The following is a 16,958-nucleotide window of genomic DNA, read 5'->3' on the forward strand; positions in this document are numbered from 1 at the left end:
ATATTCAATTACTTATGTGCAGTGCTGTCCGAAGTAGGTGCAGCTGCTGCAGGTGCAGGAGTTGCAGCTGGGGTACTTGCATCACCATCTACCAGGGTAGGAGGGTTCGCACCACCGTTCTGCACACTGCGGATATATGCAGCTATTTTCCAACGCTGTGTTCTATCCAGCTGGCTGGCGTAGCTACCCATCACGTTGTAACCATAAGTCATTACGTGGAACAGGCGACCTTCGCTGTAGCTGGCTTTCGCACCGCTGGCCAGGTTGGCAGGAGCAGCTACATAAGGACCATTACCATCCTTATACAACGGACCGTTACCATCCAGTTTAGTGCCATGGCAAATACCACAATAAATATTGAATAAACGTTTTCCTTCCTCCAGATCCGCTTTCGCCAGAATCAGTGGATTTTTAACACCGTTAGCTAACGCAGTATCTTCTGCTTTCAGATGGTAAGGCAATAACTCTCCTCTCTTCACGGTGCCATCTACAGGTTTCATAGATGATACCTTCTCATTATAGAACTCATAAGCACGGGATTCATACATGTCAGGCATGTAAATCCTTCCGGGCTTTCTGTTATTCTCTCCCCTGTTGCATGATACCGATACCAAAGCTCCACTTACCAAAGCAGCTGCGATCAATATGTTGGAAGTCCTTTTCATCTGTTTATTATAATTCAAGCTTATATTCTGTATACTTCTCTGTAAGTCTGCTTTACAGCGAAGTTTTAAAATCGTTGTTTACGCGTTTACAGGTGCAGTCTGTGCGTTCTTGTACAGGGTAGGTTCATCATCCTCATCGAAACGACCGTACCACCATCCTGCTTCCGCACGCTGTTCGTTGATTTCCAGTCCACCAGCTTTTGCCAGCAGGGCTTTCACTTCTTCAGCGTTTGTTTTAGCAGTTACCTCGATAGCCATTACAAACAGATCGTCTGTCTGACGTGGATGGAAGATGTGTTTCTTCACACCTGGCATCAGGTTACACAGGTAGCAGAAGGTCATTACCATACCTACCGCAGCGAACAGAACTGTCAACTCGAAGGTAATAGGTATGAACGCCGGTAATGGAAAGTGTGGCTTACCACCGATGTTCAAAGGCCAGTCTGATGTAAAGATCCAGCTCATGCAGGATAATGCTGTCGTAGTACCACAAACACCATATATGAAACCGGCAGTGTGCAGGCTGGTTTCACGAAGACCCATTGCATGATCAAGACCATGTACTGGAAATGGTGTGTATACATCATGGATTTTGTAGCCCGCAGTTCTTACTTTTTTAACTGCCGGAAATAATACCGCCTCATCATCAAAACTTGCTACAACGAAATTTTTAACCGCCATATGTTTAAAAAAATTCTAAGTCTAAAATGTCTTTGTCCAGATTTCTTACAGCTAACAATTAATTGTGAGCGTGTGCTACGGCATGACCTGCATGTCCGTGGTCGTCATCATGATGACTATGAGCGATGTGCTCAAATTCCTCTGCGGAAAGTGGCTCCAGTTTCTCCATGTTGTCTCTCTTGAAGCTCTCACCGGAAGTTTTCAGTACGAACTTGATTTCCGCTACTGCAATTACCGGGAAGTATTTAGCAAACAGGAAGAAGCAGGTGAAGAACAGACCGAAGGTACCCATGTAGAAACCAACTTCTGGCCAGGATGGACGATAGTAGCTCCAGCTGGATGGCAGATAGTCACGATACAGGGAAGTACAGATGATTACGAAACGCTCGAACCACATACCGATGTTCACAATGATTGACATCACGAATGTTACTACAATGTTTCTTCTCATTTTACGGAACCAGAACACCTGCGGCGTAATTACGTTACAGGTCATCATGATCCAGTAAGACCAACCCAGCGGACCAGCTGCGCGATATTTATAGAATGTTGCAAACTCGTAAGGTACAGCTGCATACCATGCCATGAAGAGCTCAGTCAGGTAAGCACAACCTACTACAGAACCGGTCAGTACGATCACTTTGTTCATGGCTTCCATGTGGCCCATGGTGATGTAGTCTTCCAGTCCTAATACTTTACGTACTATGATCAGCAGTGTATTTACCATCGCAAATCCGGAGAAGATCGCACCCGCTACGAAGTAGGGAGGGAAGATGGTAGTATGCCAACCAGGTATTACTGAAGTTGCAAAGTCAAAAGATACGATAGTGTGTACTGAAAGTACCAGTGGGGTAGACAGACCTGCCAGTACCAGAGACAGGGCCTCGTGACGCTGCCAGTGTTTTGCAGAACCGGTCCAACCGAAAGATGCTACACCATACAGCAGTTTACGCAGTTTGGTCTTTGCTCTGTCACGCACAGTTGCAAAGTCAGGCAGCAAACCTGAATACCAGAACAGCAGAGATACTGTGAAGTAAGTAGAGATCGCAAATACGTCCCAGAGGAGTGGAGAGTTAAAGTTCACCCACAGTGGACCACGGGTATTTGGATAAGGCAATACGAAGAAGGCCATCCATACACGACCCATGTGGAAGATCGGGAACTGACCGGCACACATTACCGCGAAGATCGTCATCGCTTCTGCCGCACGGTTTACCCCTGTACGCCATCCCTGACGGAACAGAAGGAGGATCGCAGAGATCAGCGTACCCGCGTGACCAATACCTACCCACCATACGAAGTTGGTGATATCCCAACCCCATCCAATTGTTTTATTCAGGTTCCACACACCTGTTCCATAATAAACTTCCCAGGTCACGGAGAAAACACCCCATAACAACAACGCTACGGAAATGAAAAAGCCTACATACCACAGTTTACCAGGTTTCCCTTCAATAGGGCTGATGATATCTTCTGTTACCTGGTGGTAATTCTTCTCCCCATCAACTAATGGTTCTCTTAGTGTGGATTCGTACTTTAAATGCATAATTCTTTAAGCTTTAACCCCTAACCTTTACTTGCGCTTCAGAATAAGGAGCTTTTATTGTTCTAAACTTAAAACTTTATCTCTCTGTTAATCTTTCGTTCTCGTTAGCAAAAAGCCAGCTTACGCTGACTATGCTTCATGATGAGCAGCTTCTTCCTTCTTACCTTCTGCCTTAGGCTCAGCATCTTTGTTTCTGATCTTAGCCAGGTAGTTGATGGAAGGCAGCACGTGCAGTTGTTCCAGTACATAGTACATTCTGCTCTTCTGCTCTTCGTTACGCACTTTATAGATACGGCTTTCCTTATCGTTCACGTTACCGAATACGATTGCATCTGCGGAACAAGCCAGTTGACAGGCAGTTCTTGCTTCACCATCCTTCATTGGACGACCAGCTTTCTTTGCAGTCAGTTTAGCATCCTGTAATTTCTGTACGCAGAAAGAACATTTTTCCATTACACCACGGCTACGAACTACTACATCAGGGTTCAGTACCATACGTGTCAGATCATCGTTCATACCACCTACATCGTACAGGTTGTTCTCGAAGCTATCTGCACCATTCCAGTCTCTCCAGTTGAAGCGACGTACTTTGAACGGACAGTTGTTAGCGCAATAACGAGTACCGATACAACGGTTGTAAGCCATCTGGTTAATACCTTCAGAGCTATGGTTGGTAGCTGCAACCGGACAAACGTTTTCACAAGGAGCGTTGTCACAGTGTTGACACAGCATAGGCTGGAACACTACTTCCGGATTGTTCTCATCACCGCTGAAGTAACGGTCGATGCGGATCCAGTGCATTTCATGCGCCTTGATCACCTGCTCTTTACCAACTACGGATACGTTATTTTCAGCCTGGCAGGCAATGGTACAAGCACCACAACCGAAACAGGTGTTCAGGTCAATTGACATACCCCATTTGATACCCTGATACTGGTGAACATCCGGGTAGAGGGTACCATTCTTAACAAAGTTGCTGGTGCTATCCTTTGGATTAGAAGCATCGTAACCAAACTGGTCCAGTTCTCTTCTATCTTCGTTCACTTCTTCTGGGTTCTTGATGAACTCTTCCAGGGTAGTTTCCTTAACGATAGGACGACCTTCGTAGCTATTGTGGGTCTGGGTTACACCAATCTCATAAGTCTGACTGGTTTTTTCAACAACCACTTCAGGAGCGTAAAAATCGCGGGTTATACCGTTGAAGCTTACAAAGTTGTAAACGTTCTTACCTACACCAGCAGCAGCTTTACCTGCGTTAGCGTTACGGCCATAACCAACTGCGATCGCGATCACTTCAGGATGGATACCTGGCAGGATCAGCAATGGTAAAAGCACCTCTTTACCATTGGCTTTTATTTTCAGAACGGTCTTATCATTGTTGATTTCGTAATCATCACCCAGCTCACTACCGAAAGTTTTAGCCAGTTTGTTGGAGATTACAGCGTAGTTATCCCATGTAGAACGGGTGATAGGGTCAGGCATTTCCTGCAACCAGGGGTTGTTGGCTTCCTTACCGTTACCAATTGCGACTTTTTCATACAGTACCAGTTCCAGGCCATCTTTGCTGCTTTTCTTAACGCTACCGATTTTAGCAGCTGCATCAGCTACATTGCCAGCGAAAGAAGCACCACCTAATGCAGGAGCAGTAGCTGGTTCGATCACACCATCCTGCAGCGCTTTGTCCCATGCTTCCTGGCTACCCAGTTTAGCAATCCACTCATTCTTCAGGAAATCTTCCCAGGCAGTCGTGTTGCCACTCCATGCCAGGAGGGTAGATTCAAATGCACGTGTTTTGAACAGCGGCGCAATGGTTGGTTGTATGAAGGAGAAATATCCGGTGCGGCCTTCAGCATCACCCCAGCTTTCGAGGAAGTGGTGAGCAGGAGCAGCGAACTTAACGTTCTCGGAAGTTTCGTCTTTGTGAGAGTTGAAAGAAACAGTCAGCTTCGTTTTCTTCAGACCTTCTGTGAAAGCGGCTGCGTTGTAGTAATCGTAGCTAGGGTTCACACCGTAGATGAACAGACCGCCCACAGTACCTGCGTTCAGATCTTTCACCAGTGTTTCCATTTCGCTATCGATACCCTGACGGTAACCTACAGTAGCATTCCAGTCGATAGTCGTACCGTTAGCGCCGATCTGGCTGTTGATCGCATTTACGATAACCTGTACGTTTACATCGTTGGAACCTGCTACTACGATGGATTTACCATTGTTTGCCTGCAAGGCTTTCGCAGCTTTCTGAATACCTTCTGCCAGACGTTTGTCAGTGATGGCAGGAGCGCTAACGTTACCACCCAATGCATTCAGCAGGGCCAGCGCAACGTCACCAGTTTGAGAAGGCTTGTGTGTATATCTTTCGTCAGCATTTGCACCGGTTACACTCATCATGCTCTCGAAGTGGAAATGTTTGCTCATTTCCGGCTTCTTCTCATCGATTTTACGAGTAGAACCGTATTGCTTAGCATATTCAACAGGGTTTAACCAGGTACCCAGGAAGTCAGCATTCAGGCTCACGATCACTTTGGCATTTTCAAAGTGGTAAGCAGGAAGTGCGCGCTTGCCATAAGAAGCTTCGTTAGCCAGCAACATACCGGAGTATGAAACTGCATCGTAAGTTACATGGCGGAAGCCTGGATATTTAGCCTGGAAACCAGCGATTACTTTTTTAGTAGAAGGACTGATGATAGTAGAAGTCAGCAGTACAACCGGTGCACCTGCCAGACCGGCGAGGGCAGCGCCTACCTGTTTGTCCAGTTCGGACCAGGTAGCCTCAGCGCCTGCGATAGTTGGGAAACGCAGACGGGCCGCATCGTACAGGCTCAGAACAGAACCCTGTACTCTTGCAGTAGAGGAAGTACCAGTGATAGAAGACAATTCGTTACCATCCACTTTAATTGGACGACCTTCACGGGTTTTCACCACTAAAGGAACGAACTCCCCATCAACAGCGTATGTAGAAGCGTAGTAGTTAGGTACACCTGGAGTGATTTCCTCTGGCTTATTTACATAAGGTATTGCTTTTTTCACAGGTATCTCACAACTGGCAGCGATAGTAGCAGCTGCAGTAGTGAACCCCAGGTACTTCAGGAAGTCCCTGCGTGGGGTAGTAGCATTCAACAGGCTTTCACTCTCCTCAAAAGGCAGATCCTCTCTAAATTCGTTATTCACAATCTCCTGATGTTCCTTGGTATTGTGCAACTCCTCCAAGCCTTTCCAATACTTTTTTTGCTCCATGTTATTTATACTAACGAGTTACGGATTATAATTAGCATTATGAAGAACGATGTATGAAGCTGGTATGATAACGATCTGTTTTACGCTACTACTTTGCTTCCTCCACCAGATTTATCTTCACTTATTATATTAATAGTGACATTTCTGACATTCAGTACCACCAACCATTTCAACAGTCACGCTGTCGATCTTGCCATCTTTCACATCCTGGTGGAACTTCTCGAAAATGCTATAGTATTTGTTGTCAGCAAACTGCACCTTGGTAGTACGGTGACAGTTGATACACCAACCCATTGACAGATCCGCGAACTGATGAACTTCATCTTCTTCGGTGATCGGACCATGACAAGTCTGACACTGTTGCTTACCAGCTACTACGTGTTGAGAGTGGTTGAAGTAAACGTGGTCAGGCAGGTTGTGGATCTTAGTCCATGGAATAGGTTTGCCTGGTTTAGTGTACGCTTTCGCTGTAGCATCCCAACCTACGTAGTCGTACAGTTTGGCGATTTCTGCTGTACCATTGATCTTCTTGCCTTCGGCATTGAAGAGATCACCACCACTGTATTCGCTGATCACTTTGTGACAGTTCATACAAATGTTTTCAGAAGGGATCATTGCATGCTTACTCTTCTCAGCACCAGCGTGGCAGTAAAGACAGTTGATCTGGTTCATACCCGGGTGAACTTTGTGAGAGAAGAAGATTGGCTGCTCAGGCATGTAATCTTTTTGACGACCCAGACCGATTGCACCATTGATAGTGAAATAACCACCAACCATGAACAGGAGCAGGATCACCAGCGCGATGTATGCTTTGTTTTTGTAGAATGGAACAGGTTCTGCAACGGCTACGCCTTCTTTGTCAGCAGCAAGTTTGTTCAGGTTGCTGTTGATCTGGAGGAGAATTAATGCAACTACTGCGAGGATCAGGGTAATAATACCAAAAAGGAGGCTGTTGTTAGCGCTTCCTTCTTCAGGGTTAGTACCTGGATTGCCAGTTGGATTGGTAATTTTATCAGTAGTACCACCTTTAGCTTCTTCCTGCGCAATGAACGCCAGGATATCATCGATATCGGCGTCAGAGAAAGAAGGGAAAGCAGGCATCGCAATATTGTACTCTTTGTACAGAGCATTTGCATATTGGTCTCCAGAAGCCAGTACAGATGCTGAATTATGGATCCACTGGTGTAATAACTTCTTATCACTCCAACGGCCTTCAACACCCGCCAGGGCAGGACCAGTTAGTTTCTTTTGGACATTGTGGCAAGATGCGCAGTTATCCTTAAACAATGCTTTCCCTTTGGAAGGATCGGCCGCCTTTACAGAGAAGGAAGCAATCAGACCAACGCATAGGACAAGAACACTCACAAAATGCTTACGCATACGGATGGAAACACGACGATACACAGCCTATTTAGTTTAGATTTGACCTTAAGTTTCTTTAAAAAGTGCCAGCAAAAATAAGACACAATATTGACAATTTATCAACAATTATAAAAAAATCTTACTTGCTTCACTAATTCCTTTTCCCTATATATGACGCGGCAAAGCGCGTATTGATCAGATACTTTTACATAAGAAAAAACATGATAAATATCATAAACTACACATTGGGTTCTTAGCTTCCTTGCAAACCTACATATTATCATGTATTGTAATATGGCATAGAGAGGGGATAAATTCCAGAGCTGTGTCTTGCCTTAATTAACCTCTTTTCCCTGTGAATGGTTCAAATATACTCCGAAAATTTTGGGATCAAAACAGGCCCTGCCAGACATCTGCCGATATTTATCTAATTTTGCAACTTCTTCCTTTAAAAAGCAAACAAACTTCAACTTGAAAAATATAGCCATCTTCGCTTCCGGTGCAGGTAGTAACGCGCAAAAGATCATCGACCACTTCAGAGGCTCCGACAAAGCCGCCGTTACACTCATCCTGTGCAATAAACCAGGAGCCGGTGTTTTTACAATTGCAGAGAATGAACACATTCCTTCTATATTAATAGATAAAGAAAGATTTTTCAAAAGTGATGACTATATTCAGACATTAAAGGAAGCAAACATAGACCTGATCGTACTGGCTGGTTTCCTCTGGAAAGTACCTGGCAACCTGGTACAGGCATTTCCAGAGCGTATTATTAATATACATCCGGCATTGCTACCGAAATATGGGGGCAAAGGCATGTATGGTCACTTTGTGCACGACGCCGTGATCTCCGCAAAGGAACCTGAAAGTGGCATTACTATCCATTTTGTCAATGAAAAATATGATGATGGAGCTACTATCTTACAGGAACGTTGTACCATCACCCCGGACGATACCCCGGAGACCCTCGCAAAGAAGGTACAGGTGCTGGAACACAAGTTTTATCCACTAATTGTGGAACGATTATTGACTTTATAATCAGTCATACTTTCAGCTAAGAAGCTGGTAACTAAACTTTATGAAACGACCACTGCTTGTTACATGCCTGTTACTCCTGGGGATGCTTTCAGCTATTGCCCAGGATAGCAAATCCCCTTTTCGCAGGTCTACCTATATCAAGGTAAACCCTACTACGCTTATTAATGAACTGGATGTATCGATCGAGCAGGAACTGAGCGAAAAGCTGAGCCTCGAAATCGGTGTATCAGCTATCTATACCGATTACCCGGATTATCTCCTGTCTAAAAAAATCGACGTCGGACAGAAAAAACCGGATATCACTACCGAGCAGTTTGTAGATGGGAGAGGACTGGGATTCAGGGCTGGCCTGAAGTGGTACCTGTTTTCTGCAAGAGATGGTTTATACAGGGCAATGGGTACTTACTTCGAACCCGTCTTCTTATATAAGAAGGTATTCTACCCCAACCAGGATGTAGCCGTCAATGACAATAATTATCAACGCTCTGCCAGCAAAAATGTATATGGCTTCCAGATCCTGCTGGGCCGGCAGATCACAAAAGATAAAATCGTTTTTGATCCATACATAGGACTGGGTATCCGTACCAAAGTCTATCGCTACCAGAATTTTTCAGATAATAATGGAGCTACCGAGACGAATGATGGCAGACTGGTGAGTGTACTGCCAAGCATTCAGCTGGGTATTAAAATTGGACTGAAACTTTAATACTGCAATTCCTACCTATATTATATATACCTGATCGCCCATTCGGCGAGGCCGCGAAATACTCGAAATATTTTAACCGGTTCATATTGGCCTGGTAAACCGTATTCAATACATTATCTACCTGGAAAAACAGGTCAAACTTTTTTGCAATGGTGCCGCCTGCCCCCATATTTAATAATACATACCCATCCGTCGCCGTCTCTGTATTGTCTACGCCGTAAAAGTGGTTTTGTCTTGCGTAGCCGTCTACTTCTATTTTACCATACATGTTCGGGAATACCGCTTTCCATTCTGAACGCGCATGCAACGGGGGAATAAAAGGAAGATACTTTGCCTGATCACCATGCTCCCTGATGGATGCTGCGTTTTGGTTTAAACCAACTGTATAGGCGAGGCTAGTGTTAATTTTCAACCAGTTAATAGCACGGGGGTGAAGGTTAAGGCTGAATTCTCCACCATAGAGCCTTGCTCTTGATTGCTGGTATTGGTAGGTCGCATTGCCAGGTACGATCACCACATCATTGAGACGGGCCTGATAGATGTAATTGGTAATATTATTATTAAACAACTCCACACTGATATCCAGGTCGCCCAGGTAGGCGAGAAAGCCGATATCTTCCTGTAAATTGAATTCCGGGTTGAAACTGCGATTGCCTAAATACACAATGTGTGCACCCGGGTCGAGGCCATTTGAGCCGATCTCGGTAATGTTGGGAGCACGGTAGCCCCTGGCGATATTCGCTTTTAGCAATAACCGCTCGCTGAGATTATAGGTAGCGCCCACGCTGCCGGAGATACCATTATAACTATGCACGAATGCGGTAAACTGGCGGAAATCATCCCAGTGAATATGGCGATGATCATATCTTATACCTCCGGATACATCCACAGGTCCGAAAGATTTTCTAAGGAAATAAAAGCCCCCGATGTCAAAGAGGTTGTAGTCAGGGATAGGGAAGTCGGTGGCATTCTGGCTACGGTTAGTCTGGTACATACCATTGACCCCGGCTGTCATTTCTATACCTTGTATAGTTGGGAGATTATAGCGAAAGTCGTAGTTCAGGGTATTTAATATCAGGTCAAGACCGGGTTGTTTGGGGGTGAGGGGGTGGTTGTATTCCTGCCGAACGCTTTGTTGCAAGGCGATATTAGAAAAGAAATTGCCGATTTTGGTACGATTGTATAGTCTGTAATGACGAATGTGCTGATGCAAATCGTTGATGGTGTAGGTTTTTAGTAAATGATCCGGAACTATCGGACGGTTTTTGATATCATCGTCAACCCCTTCGGTCACCTGCATGGTGAATTTGCGGGTGAGGGAGTCGCGGCTACCGTCAGGGATTTCCTGTAGATTATTATATAGGGTAGTGGCGAGCAGCGAATAGCCCCATTTTTTATCTACCCTGGCCATAGCTGTGCCATTCAATTCGCGGAAGGCCGTGCCGTATACATAGCCATCGGCGGCGTTGCGGTAATTATGCGCCAACTTACCGCTGAGACGAAAAACATAGTGCCAGTCGTTTTTATGATAGGAGAGGCCGAGGGAAGAACCGATCATACCATTGTTCGTCTGGTATTCTGAAATGAAGTTGCCTTTGAGTCTACCGTCTTCCCCGGTTGGGAGGTCGGGGATCATGTTTATCACGCCCGCGATGGCATCGGAGCCGTAAGTAAGACTTGCCGGGCCTTTTACGACTTCAACTCTACCTATACCATATTGATCTACTTCGATACCATGCTCATCTCCCCATTGCTGACCTTCCTGGCGAACCCCATCGTACAAGGTCAATACCCTGTTATAGCCGAGTCCCCTGATAAACGGTTTGGAAATATTGGGACCGGTGGTCACTGCGGATACCCCGGGAATGGATTTCGTAATTGCATCGATGAGATTGGTATTTAAATGAGTGGTCATCTCTTTTTTGGTAATGACGGAGATCGGGACGGGGTTCTTCCTGACCGTGGTGGCACGGGTCACACCGGTTACAATCACCTCATTGAGGTGAGTGGTCTGGAGCGAATCCGTTTGGGCAAAAGAAGCCATGCTACAGAGTATGAGCACTGCAGTTAGAAATCTAAACATGTATATTTAATTTTCACGAATGTATTTTTTTAATTTTTCATTACAAGAATTAATTTTTAGGCTGGCCTAAATTATAGGGTAATAAAGAAAACACCTACCTTTGCATTATATAAATAACAGATCGGCGATTATGTCTAAGAAGAACGTCTTTTTAATCACCTTTTTCGTGCTATTGGCCATAGCCTTCATGGGATACTCCGGCTACGTGATCAGAGGAGAACAGGGTGATTTCTTCGGCAGAGAAAAACTGCCAGTGCTGGGAACAAACGGCCATATTGTAGGGGGCTTTTCATTTACCAATCAGGAGGGCCGTACCATCACAGCCAAAGATGTGGAAGGCAAAATATACGTAGCAGAATACTTTTTCACCACCTGTACCGGCATCTGCCCAAAGATGAACAAGAACATGGAGAAAGTATATGCTAAATATAAAAACGAACCTAAGTTCAGAATCCTCTCCCACACCGTAGATCCTGAGAATGATAGTGTCCCTGTATTAAAGAAATATGCTGAAGAACACGGCGCCGACCCATCCAACTGGTGGTTCCTGACCGGTTCTAAAAAAGAATTATACAAACTTGCGAGACAAGGTTATCTTGTAGATGACGGCACCTATGCCGGAGACGAGGACTTTGTGCATACTCAATGGTTCGCTCTCGTAGATGGCGATGGTCGCATAAGGGGATTATACGAAGGCACTAAAGCCAATGATGTAGACAAGATGATCGTCGATATCGACAGGCTGCTAAAGGAATAATTATGGACATCACGCACAAAACACATATCACAGAACTGCTGAGATCGAGCAAACTCAGCATCACAGATACGCGGTTAAAGATCCTGGAGCTGTTCATGGAGAGTAATGGCGCACTGGAACATAGTAGTTTTGAAAAACTGGCCGGTCAGTCTTTTGACCGTGTGACCGTGTATCGCACTTTGCAAACTTTTCTTGATAAGGGATTGATCCATACCATTCCCACTACCGATACCAGTATCAGGTATGCCCTGTGCAAATCTGATTGTTCAGAACATGATCATCACGATCACCATATTCATTTCAGATGTGAGAATTGTGGGACTACGATTTGCCTGGATGAAACGGAGATACCTGTGATACAGCTACCGAAAGGATATGCTGCGCATAATGTAGATGTGGTGGTAAGTGGGGTATGTAAGGAATGTAAATAGCCGGCCGCAGGCCAGCTCTAAATAAAAAAAACGCTAATGCTTCAGGCATTAGCGTTTTTTTATTTGATCTAAATCTTTTCGATCTCGGACTGTACAAAATCTGCCAGTTCCTTCACATAAGCAGGAGAGAAGTCGAACTTTATCCCCGCTGCTTTATACAACTCCGGCAATGTCCGGGTACTACCCAGGCTCAACGCCTTCACATAGTTATCAAGTGCCTGTTGTTTGTTTTCTTTGTATTGTTTCCACATCGCAATCGCACCCAGCTGCGCAATACCATACTCAATATAATAGAATGGCACTTCAAACAGGTGTAACTGACGCTGCCAGCTAGCTGCCCTGGATTCTTCCAGTCCGGTGAAATCTACAGTATGGGTTGAGAACTCTTCCAGTATAGACACCCAGGCAGCTGTTCGCTCTTCCACAGTGTGCTGCGGATGCTCATACACCCAGTGCTGGAACTTATCGATGGTGGCAATCCATGGGAAAATCACAATTGCCCTTTCCAGCTGTTGCAGTTTTGCACGGCGCAGTTCATCGGGATTACTGAAGAAGATATTCCAGTGGTCCATCGTAAACAGTTCCATACTCATGCTGGCTACCTCGGCAATTTCCATTGGATATTCCTTGAAGAAGCTCATTTTCAGGTTATGGCTCAGGAAGGAATGTACCGCATGGCCACCTTCGTGTACCATGGTTGTCAGGTCCTTCATTTGTCCGGCTGCATTCATAAAGATGAAAGGCACACCGGTTTCAGCCAGCGGACAGTTATATCCGCCTGGTGCTTTTCCTTTGCGACTTTCCAGGTCCAGACGGCCCATTTTCTGCATCACACGCAAACAGTTGCCAAAGAAAGGGCCCAGTTCATCGAAGGTTTCAATGGCTTTATTGATCAGTTCTTCGCCGGTGTGGAAAGGTTCCAGTGGTTTCACACCTGCTGGTTCAGCCTCACTATCCCATGGTTTCAGCACATCAAGACCCAGTTTCTGGCGTTGTTTTTCCTGGAAGTTCTTTACCAGTGGCAGGATGTGCTCCTTTACAGCTGCGTGGAACTGGAAACAATCTTCCTTGGTATAATCGAATCTGCCCAGGTCTTCGAACTTATAATCCCGGTAGTTTGCAAAACCGGCATTCTTTGCTACCTGGTCGCGCTTTTGTACCAGGGTGGTATACAGCTGATCCAGCTGATCCTTGTCCTGGAGGCGACGGGCAGAAGTTTTACGGTATACCTCTTCCCTGAGGGTGCGGTCGCTGCTTTCCAGAAAGCGGGCTGCCTGCTGCAGGGTATACTCCTGGTCATTTACATTGATAGTCATTTTGCCTACAATCGGACCATATTGCTGAGATTGTACGCTCAGTTCTGCCAGCAGGGGTACGTTTTCCTCCCGGAACAGTTTTACCTGTTTCTTTACGGAGCGCAGGTAGGTGGCATAGAGTTCCTGATCCAGTTGGTCCAGGTATTCGCTTGCCAGCAGTTTTTTGTTCAGGGCATCCGTATAAGGTTGTAACTGAGGTTGTATTTCCATGCAGAAGTAGGCGAAAGCCTCTTCCAGGGATTTATCTGTAGTGTCGCAGGTCATGCGGATCTGACGCCAGGCGACGTCTTCGCTGATCACTGCATCCAGTTCGCTGATGTCTTTCAGCCATTTTTCCAGCGTTGCCACACTATCTACCGGTCTTTCTAACAATTCATCATAATATGGCTTCAATACTTCCCACGTAGTCACCTTAAAGTCTTCAGACAGGAGTGTACGTGGCTGTTTATCAATATTTGCGTCTAATGTCTTCATAATACTAAAATAAGAAATTAATGTCAGAGCTATAGTGTGTCTTTACCATAGCTTCGCTGCTGAAAGGTCACTAGAAGGGCACTATAAGGTCACTTCAATATCCCCGGGATAATGAGGTGACCTATTGATGATCCGTTGGTGACCTGTTGGTATCGAAGCTATAGTATAGCTTAGTCGAAGAAGCATCGAACAAGCGTCGAAGAAGACGTGGACTTATAACAATAAAAATGCCTGACGGAAAACGCGATTGCGCTTTCCGCCAGGCAATATTTTATTCCTGAAAGGAAAATACTATTCCTCGGTCTTCTTCTTCTTAGGAGCAGCCTTCTTTTTAGGTGCTTCTTCGCCTTCAGCAGCAGGAGTTTCTTCCTTCTTAGCCTTAGTTGCTTTTTTAGGTTTAGCAGCTGGTGCTTCTTCACCTTCAGCAGCAGGCGCATCGTCCTTAGCTGCAGCTTTTTTAGGCTTAGCTGCCTTTTTAGCAGGTTTTGCTGCTTCGTCTTCAACTGCTACAGTTTCGGCAGCTACTTCTTCAGCAACTGCTTCCTCTGCCTGCTCGTCGAATCTCAGCAGGTCATTGCTTTTGAGGATGGTATACCATTTTACCATCTTCTTCATATCACTCACATACACCCTTTCTTCATCGAATTCAGGGAATACGCTTTTGAAGTAAGCTTTGATCGCATTATTGTCAGCCTTAGCATCCACCAGGGCAGTTTTACCATCTTGCTCCTGCATAGCCTTGAATACTTCCGCCAGGTTTACGTTTTCGCCTGTGGTAAATACTTCAATGCTTTCCAGGGGGGTAAAATTATGGATGCGCGAACTCACAAAACGCGTACTCTTGTCTTCCAGAGATCTTACAATGGCACCATCCTGTTTGCTGGCGATCAACTGAAATAAACCGCCCAAACCGGTTACTGCAACTATTTCTCTATACTGCATGTTCAAATTTTTAAGAAGCGCAAATATAAAAAATCGTTTCTATCCGACAAATTGATCCTCCGTATACTTTCATTTTCTTCCTAATGATCAACTTCCCTGACTATTAATATATTAAAAAAATATTTGTCATTAGCAACTATAAATGTTGACAAAATCAGGCATTTTTTCTCTTTGCCAATACCAGCGGGAGCTTCCAGCGTTGCACATCTCCTTCAGGATCAAGGAGGGAAGCAAATACGACATATATGCCAGTTGGGGCTATATTGTGTAGATCATCTGTACCATCCCAGGTAAAAAATCCTTTTGGCGGGAGTAAAAAATTGTTGCAAATGGTTTTGACTAATCTGCCCGTAGCATTATATATAAAAATATCGGCTACTGATCCGGGACCAGTTAGTGCATAACTAATCAGTGCCACATCATCCATTCCATCATTATCTGGTGAAAACACTTCAGGGCTCAGGGTCAACTTGCGGGTCAAATCTACTGCGTTTAACTGCTGGGAATTTGCAATTCCCGGTGTCGCATATCCCACCGTGGAGGATGCAGAATGCCAATTAGAAATTTGTTGTGTGGGTGCATTTACATCGAGCCGTTCTAACGATACACCTTTTGTATTTTTTGCTAAAGGAAAATGCATGGCATCTGAGTAGTGTAATACATCGATGGTATCGCCTTTACTATCCAATATAAAGATGGCTCCTTTTTCATTTGTCAATGCAGGCAGCGACATTTTATAAATATGATCAGGATACGTACAATGATATTGTCTGCACAATGCATCGGGATCACTCGTAAATGCAGCATAACTACCCGGGGCTAATGTGCCTGAAGAAAATGTAACAGGATCAGTAAGCCCACCACTTGTTTTCTCTCTTATAATAGATAATTGTGAAAGTGACACAGGTTGTGTACCATTATTATACAACTCTACAAATTCAACATCACCATCGTATAATATTTCATTGATCACTACATGTATATTTTCAGTATCTGCAGGAGCATTACCAACAATGACATTATCAAAAATATGCTTGCCTGCAAATGAAGCAATGGATTGCCGCACTACAAATCCCATCACAGTAATAGCACGATAAGTACTATCTGTTGCAGTTCCTTCTACTACATCATTTACCTGTAGTGTCCATTTATATTGTTCACTACATGTCACCCGTACATTTAAAATATTAGTTGTATGGTCAGTGATGCCATCTCTGCCATCTATGAGTAATACAGGTGTTTTATGCGGATCTTTCCGGTATAAACAGACTTCATCTTTCGTGTTACCTACCCTTACGAAATACCCACTGATCAAGGAATCCATCAGGTCACGTTTATCTGCACATAAGTATGCATCTACATAGTTTAAAGATGAAGTATTGAAGTTGAGTTGCATCCACCATTGCCAGCTATTGTCTGCAGGTAGTGAAGAAACAGTAGATATATAGAAATTACTATTAATCTGTTCGAAGCTACTTTTTAGTTGTCCATTTTGAATTATCCATGCGGAGTCGGTGCCACGCCATCGCGTTGCATCTTTCATATCTTGATAATTAAAATATTCTTCGAATTGGGCGTGAGAAGAAAGGGCATGCAAAAGCATGCAAACACAAACAATGGGAAACCTCATTTCTTAATTATTTACTAATGATAAGTAGTTAAAATTAGTGAATTTCTATGATTCATAGACATACATTGAAAACCGATAAGGTTGTAGTAAATT

At 44.6% G+C, this 16,958-nt stretch carries 13 protein-coding genes; 4 read left to right on the forward strand and 9 right to left on the reverse strand.

Going from position 1 to position 16,958, the window contains the following annotated elements; genetic code table 11:
• Positions 1–8: 8 nt before the first annotated feature.
• From QQL36_RS07095 to QQL36_RS07115, 5 genes are all read right to left on the reverse strand, one after another.
• Positions 9–665, reverse strand: coding sequence for a c-type cytochrome (locus QQL36_RS07095; protein WP_083722944.1), 657 nt, complete (start codon positions 663–665; stop codon positions 9–11).
• 78 nt (positions 666–743) lie between these two features.
• Positions 744–1,346 (reverse strand): DUF3341 domain-containing protein, encoded by a 603-nt coding sequence (locus QQL36_RS07100; protein ID WP_083722943.1) that lies wholly within the window; start codon positions 1,344–1,346, stop codon positions 744–746.
• A gap of 58 nt (positions 1,347–1,404) precedes the next feature.
• Positions 1,405–2,892: an NrfD/PsrC family molybdoenzyme membrane anchor subunit gene (gene nrfD / locus QQL36_RS07105; RefSeq protein WP_083722942.1), complete on the reverse strand. Its 1,488-nt coding sequence runs from the start codon at positions 2,890–2,892 to the stop codon at positions 1,405–1,407.
• A 129-nt stretch (positions 2,893–3,021) separates the two neighbouring features.
• On the reverse strand, positions 3,022–6,126 hold the full coding sequence (locus QQL36_RS07110) for a TAT-variant-translocated molybdopterin oxidoreductase (RefSeq protein WP_321569384.1): 3,105 nt from the start codon (positions 6,124–6,126) through the stop codon (positions 3,022–3,024).
• A gap of 129 nt (positions 6,127–6,255) precedes the next feature.
• The gene (locus tag QQL36_RS07115) at positions 6,256–7,530 is read right to left on the reverse strand and encodes a c-type cytochrome (protein WP_235643644.1); all 1,275 of its coding nucleotides are present in this window, start codon (positions 7,528–7,530) and stop codon (positions 6,256–6,258) included.
• Between the two features lie 429 nt (positions 7,531–7,959).
• On the opposite strand from QQL36_RS07115, the gene purN reads away from it, so the two are divergent.
• Both purN and QQL36_RS07125 read left to right on the forward strand, forming a co-directional pair.
• Positions 7,960–8,526 (forward strand): phosphoribosylglycinamide formyltransferase, encoded by a 567-nt coding sequence (gene purN, locus QQL36_RS07120; RefSeq protein ID WP_083723010.1) that lies wholly within the window; start codon positions 7,960–7,962, stop codon positions 8,524–8,526.
• 40 nt (positions 8,527–8,566) lie between these two features.
• On the forward strand, positions 8,567–9,232 hold the full coding sequence (locus QQL36_RS07125) for a hypothetical protein (protein ID WP_143708840.1): 666 nt from the start codon (positions 8,567–8,569) through the stop codon (positions 9,230–9,232).
• Here the strand turns inward: QQL36_RS07125 and QQL36_RS07130 are convergent.
• Positions 9,210–11,315 (reverse strand): TonB-dependent receptor, encoded by a 2,106-nt coding sequence (locus tag QQL36_RS07130; protein ID WP_321569385.1) that lies wholly within the window; start codon positions 11,313–11,315, stop codon positions 9,210–9,212. The two genes, QQL36_RS07125 and QQL36_RS07130, sit on opposite strands and share 23 nt — an antisense overlap.
• Before the next feature lie 130 nt (positions 11,316–11,445).
• On the opposite strand from QQL36_RS07130, the gene QQL36_RS07135 reads away from it, so the two are divergent.
• Positions 11,446–12,072 carry an SCO family protein gene (locus QQL36_RS07135; RefSeq protein WP_083722938.1) on the forward strand — a complete coding sequence of 209 codons (627 nt, stop codon included), beginning with the start codon at positions 11,446–11,448 and terminating at the stop codon, positions 12,070–12,072.
• Positions 12,073–12,074: 2 nt separating this feature from the next.
• Positions 12,075–12,503: a Fur family transcriptional regulator gene (locus QQL36_RS07140; protein ID WP_083722937.1), complete on the forward strand. Its 429-nt coding sequence runs from the start codon at positions 12,075–12,077 to the stop codon at positions 12,501–12,503.
• A 68-nt stretch (positions 12,504–12,571) separates the two neighbouring features.
• Here QQL36_RS07140 and QQL36_RS07145 read toward each other — a convergent pair whose 3' ends face one another.
• The 3 genes from QQL36_RS07145 to QQL36_RS07155 all read right to left on the reverse strand — a co-directional run bounded on the left by QQL36_RS07145 (position 12,572) and on the right by QQL36_RS07155 (position 16,778).
• Positions 12,572–14,293, reverse strand: coding sequence for a M3 family oligoendopeptidase (locus QQL36_RS07145; RefSeq protein WP_321569386.1), 1,722 nt, complete (start codon positions 14,291–14,293; stop codon positions 12,572–12,574).
• A 291-nt stretch (positions 14,294–14,584) separates the two neighbouring features.
• On the reverse strand, positions 14,585–15,235 hold the full coding sequence (locus tag QQL36_RS07150; RefSeq protein WP_321569387.1) for a DUF5606 domain-containing protein: 651 nt from the start codon (positions 15,233–15,235) through the stop codon (positions 14,585–14,587).
• A 154-nt stretch (positions 15,236–15,389) separates the two neighbouring features.
• Complete coding sequence (locus QQL36_RS07155) at positions 15,390–16,778, reverse strand: lamin tail domain-containing protein (RefSeq protein WP_321569388.1); 1,389 nt, start codon at positions 16,776–16,778, stop codon at positions 15,390–15,392.
• Between the last annotated feature and the right edge of the window lie 180 nt (positions 16,779–16,958).

Source organism: Chitinophaga sp. LS1 (assembly GCF_034274695.1).
Lineage (GTDB): Bacteria > Bacteroidota > Bacteroidia > Chitinophagales > Chitinophagaceae > Chitinophaga.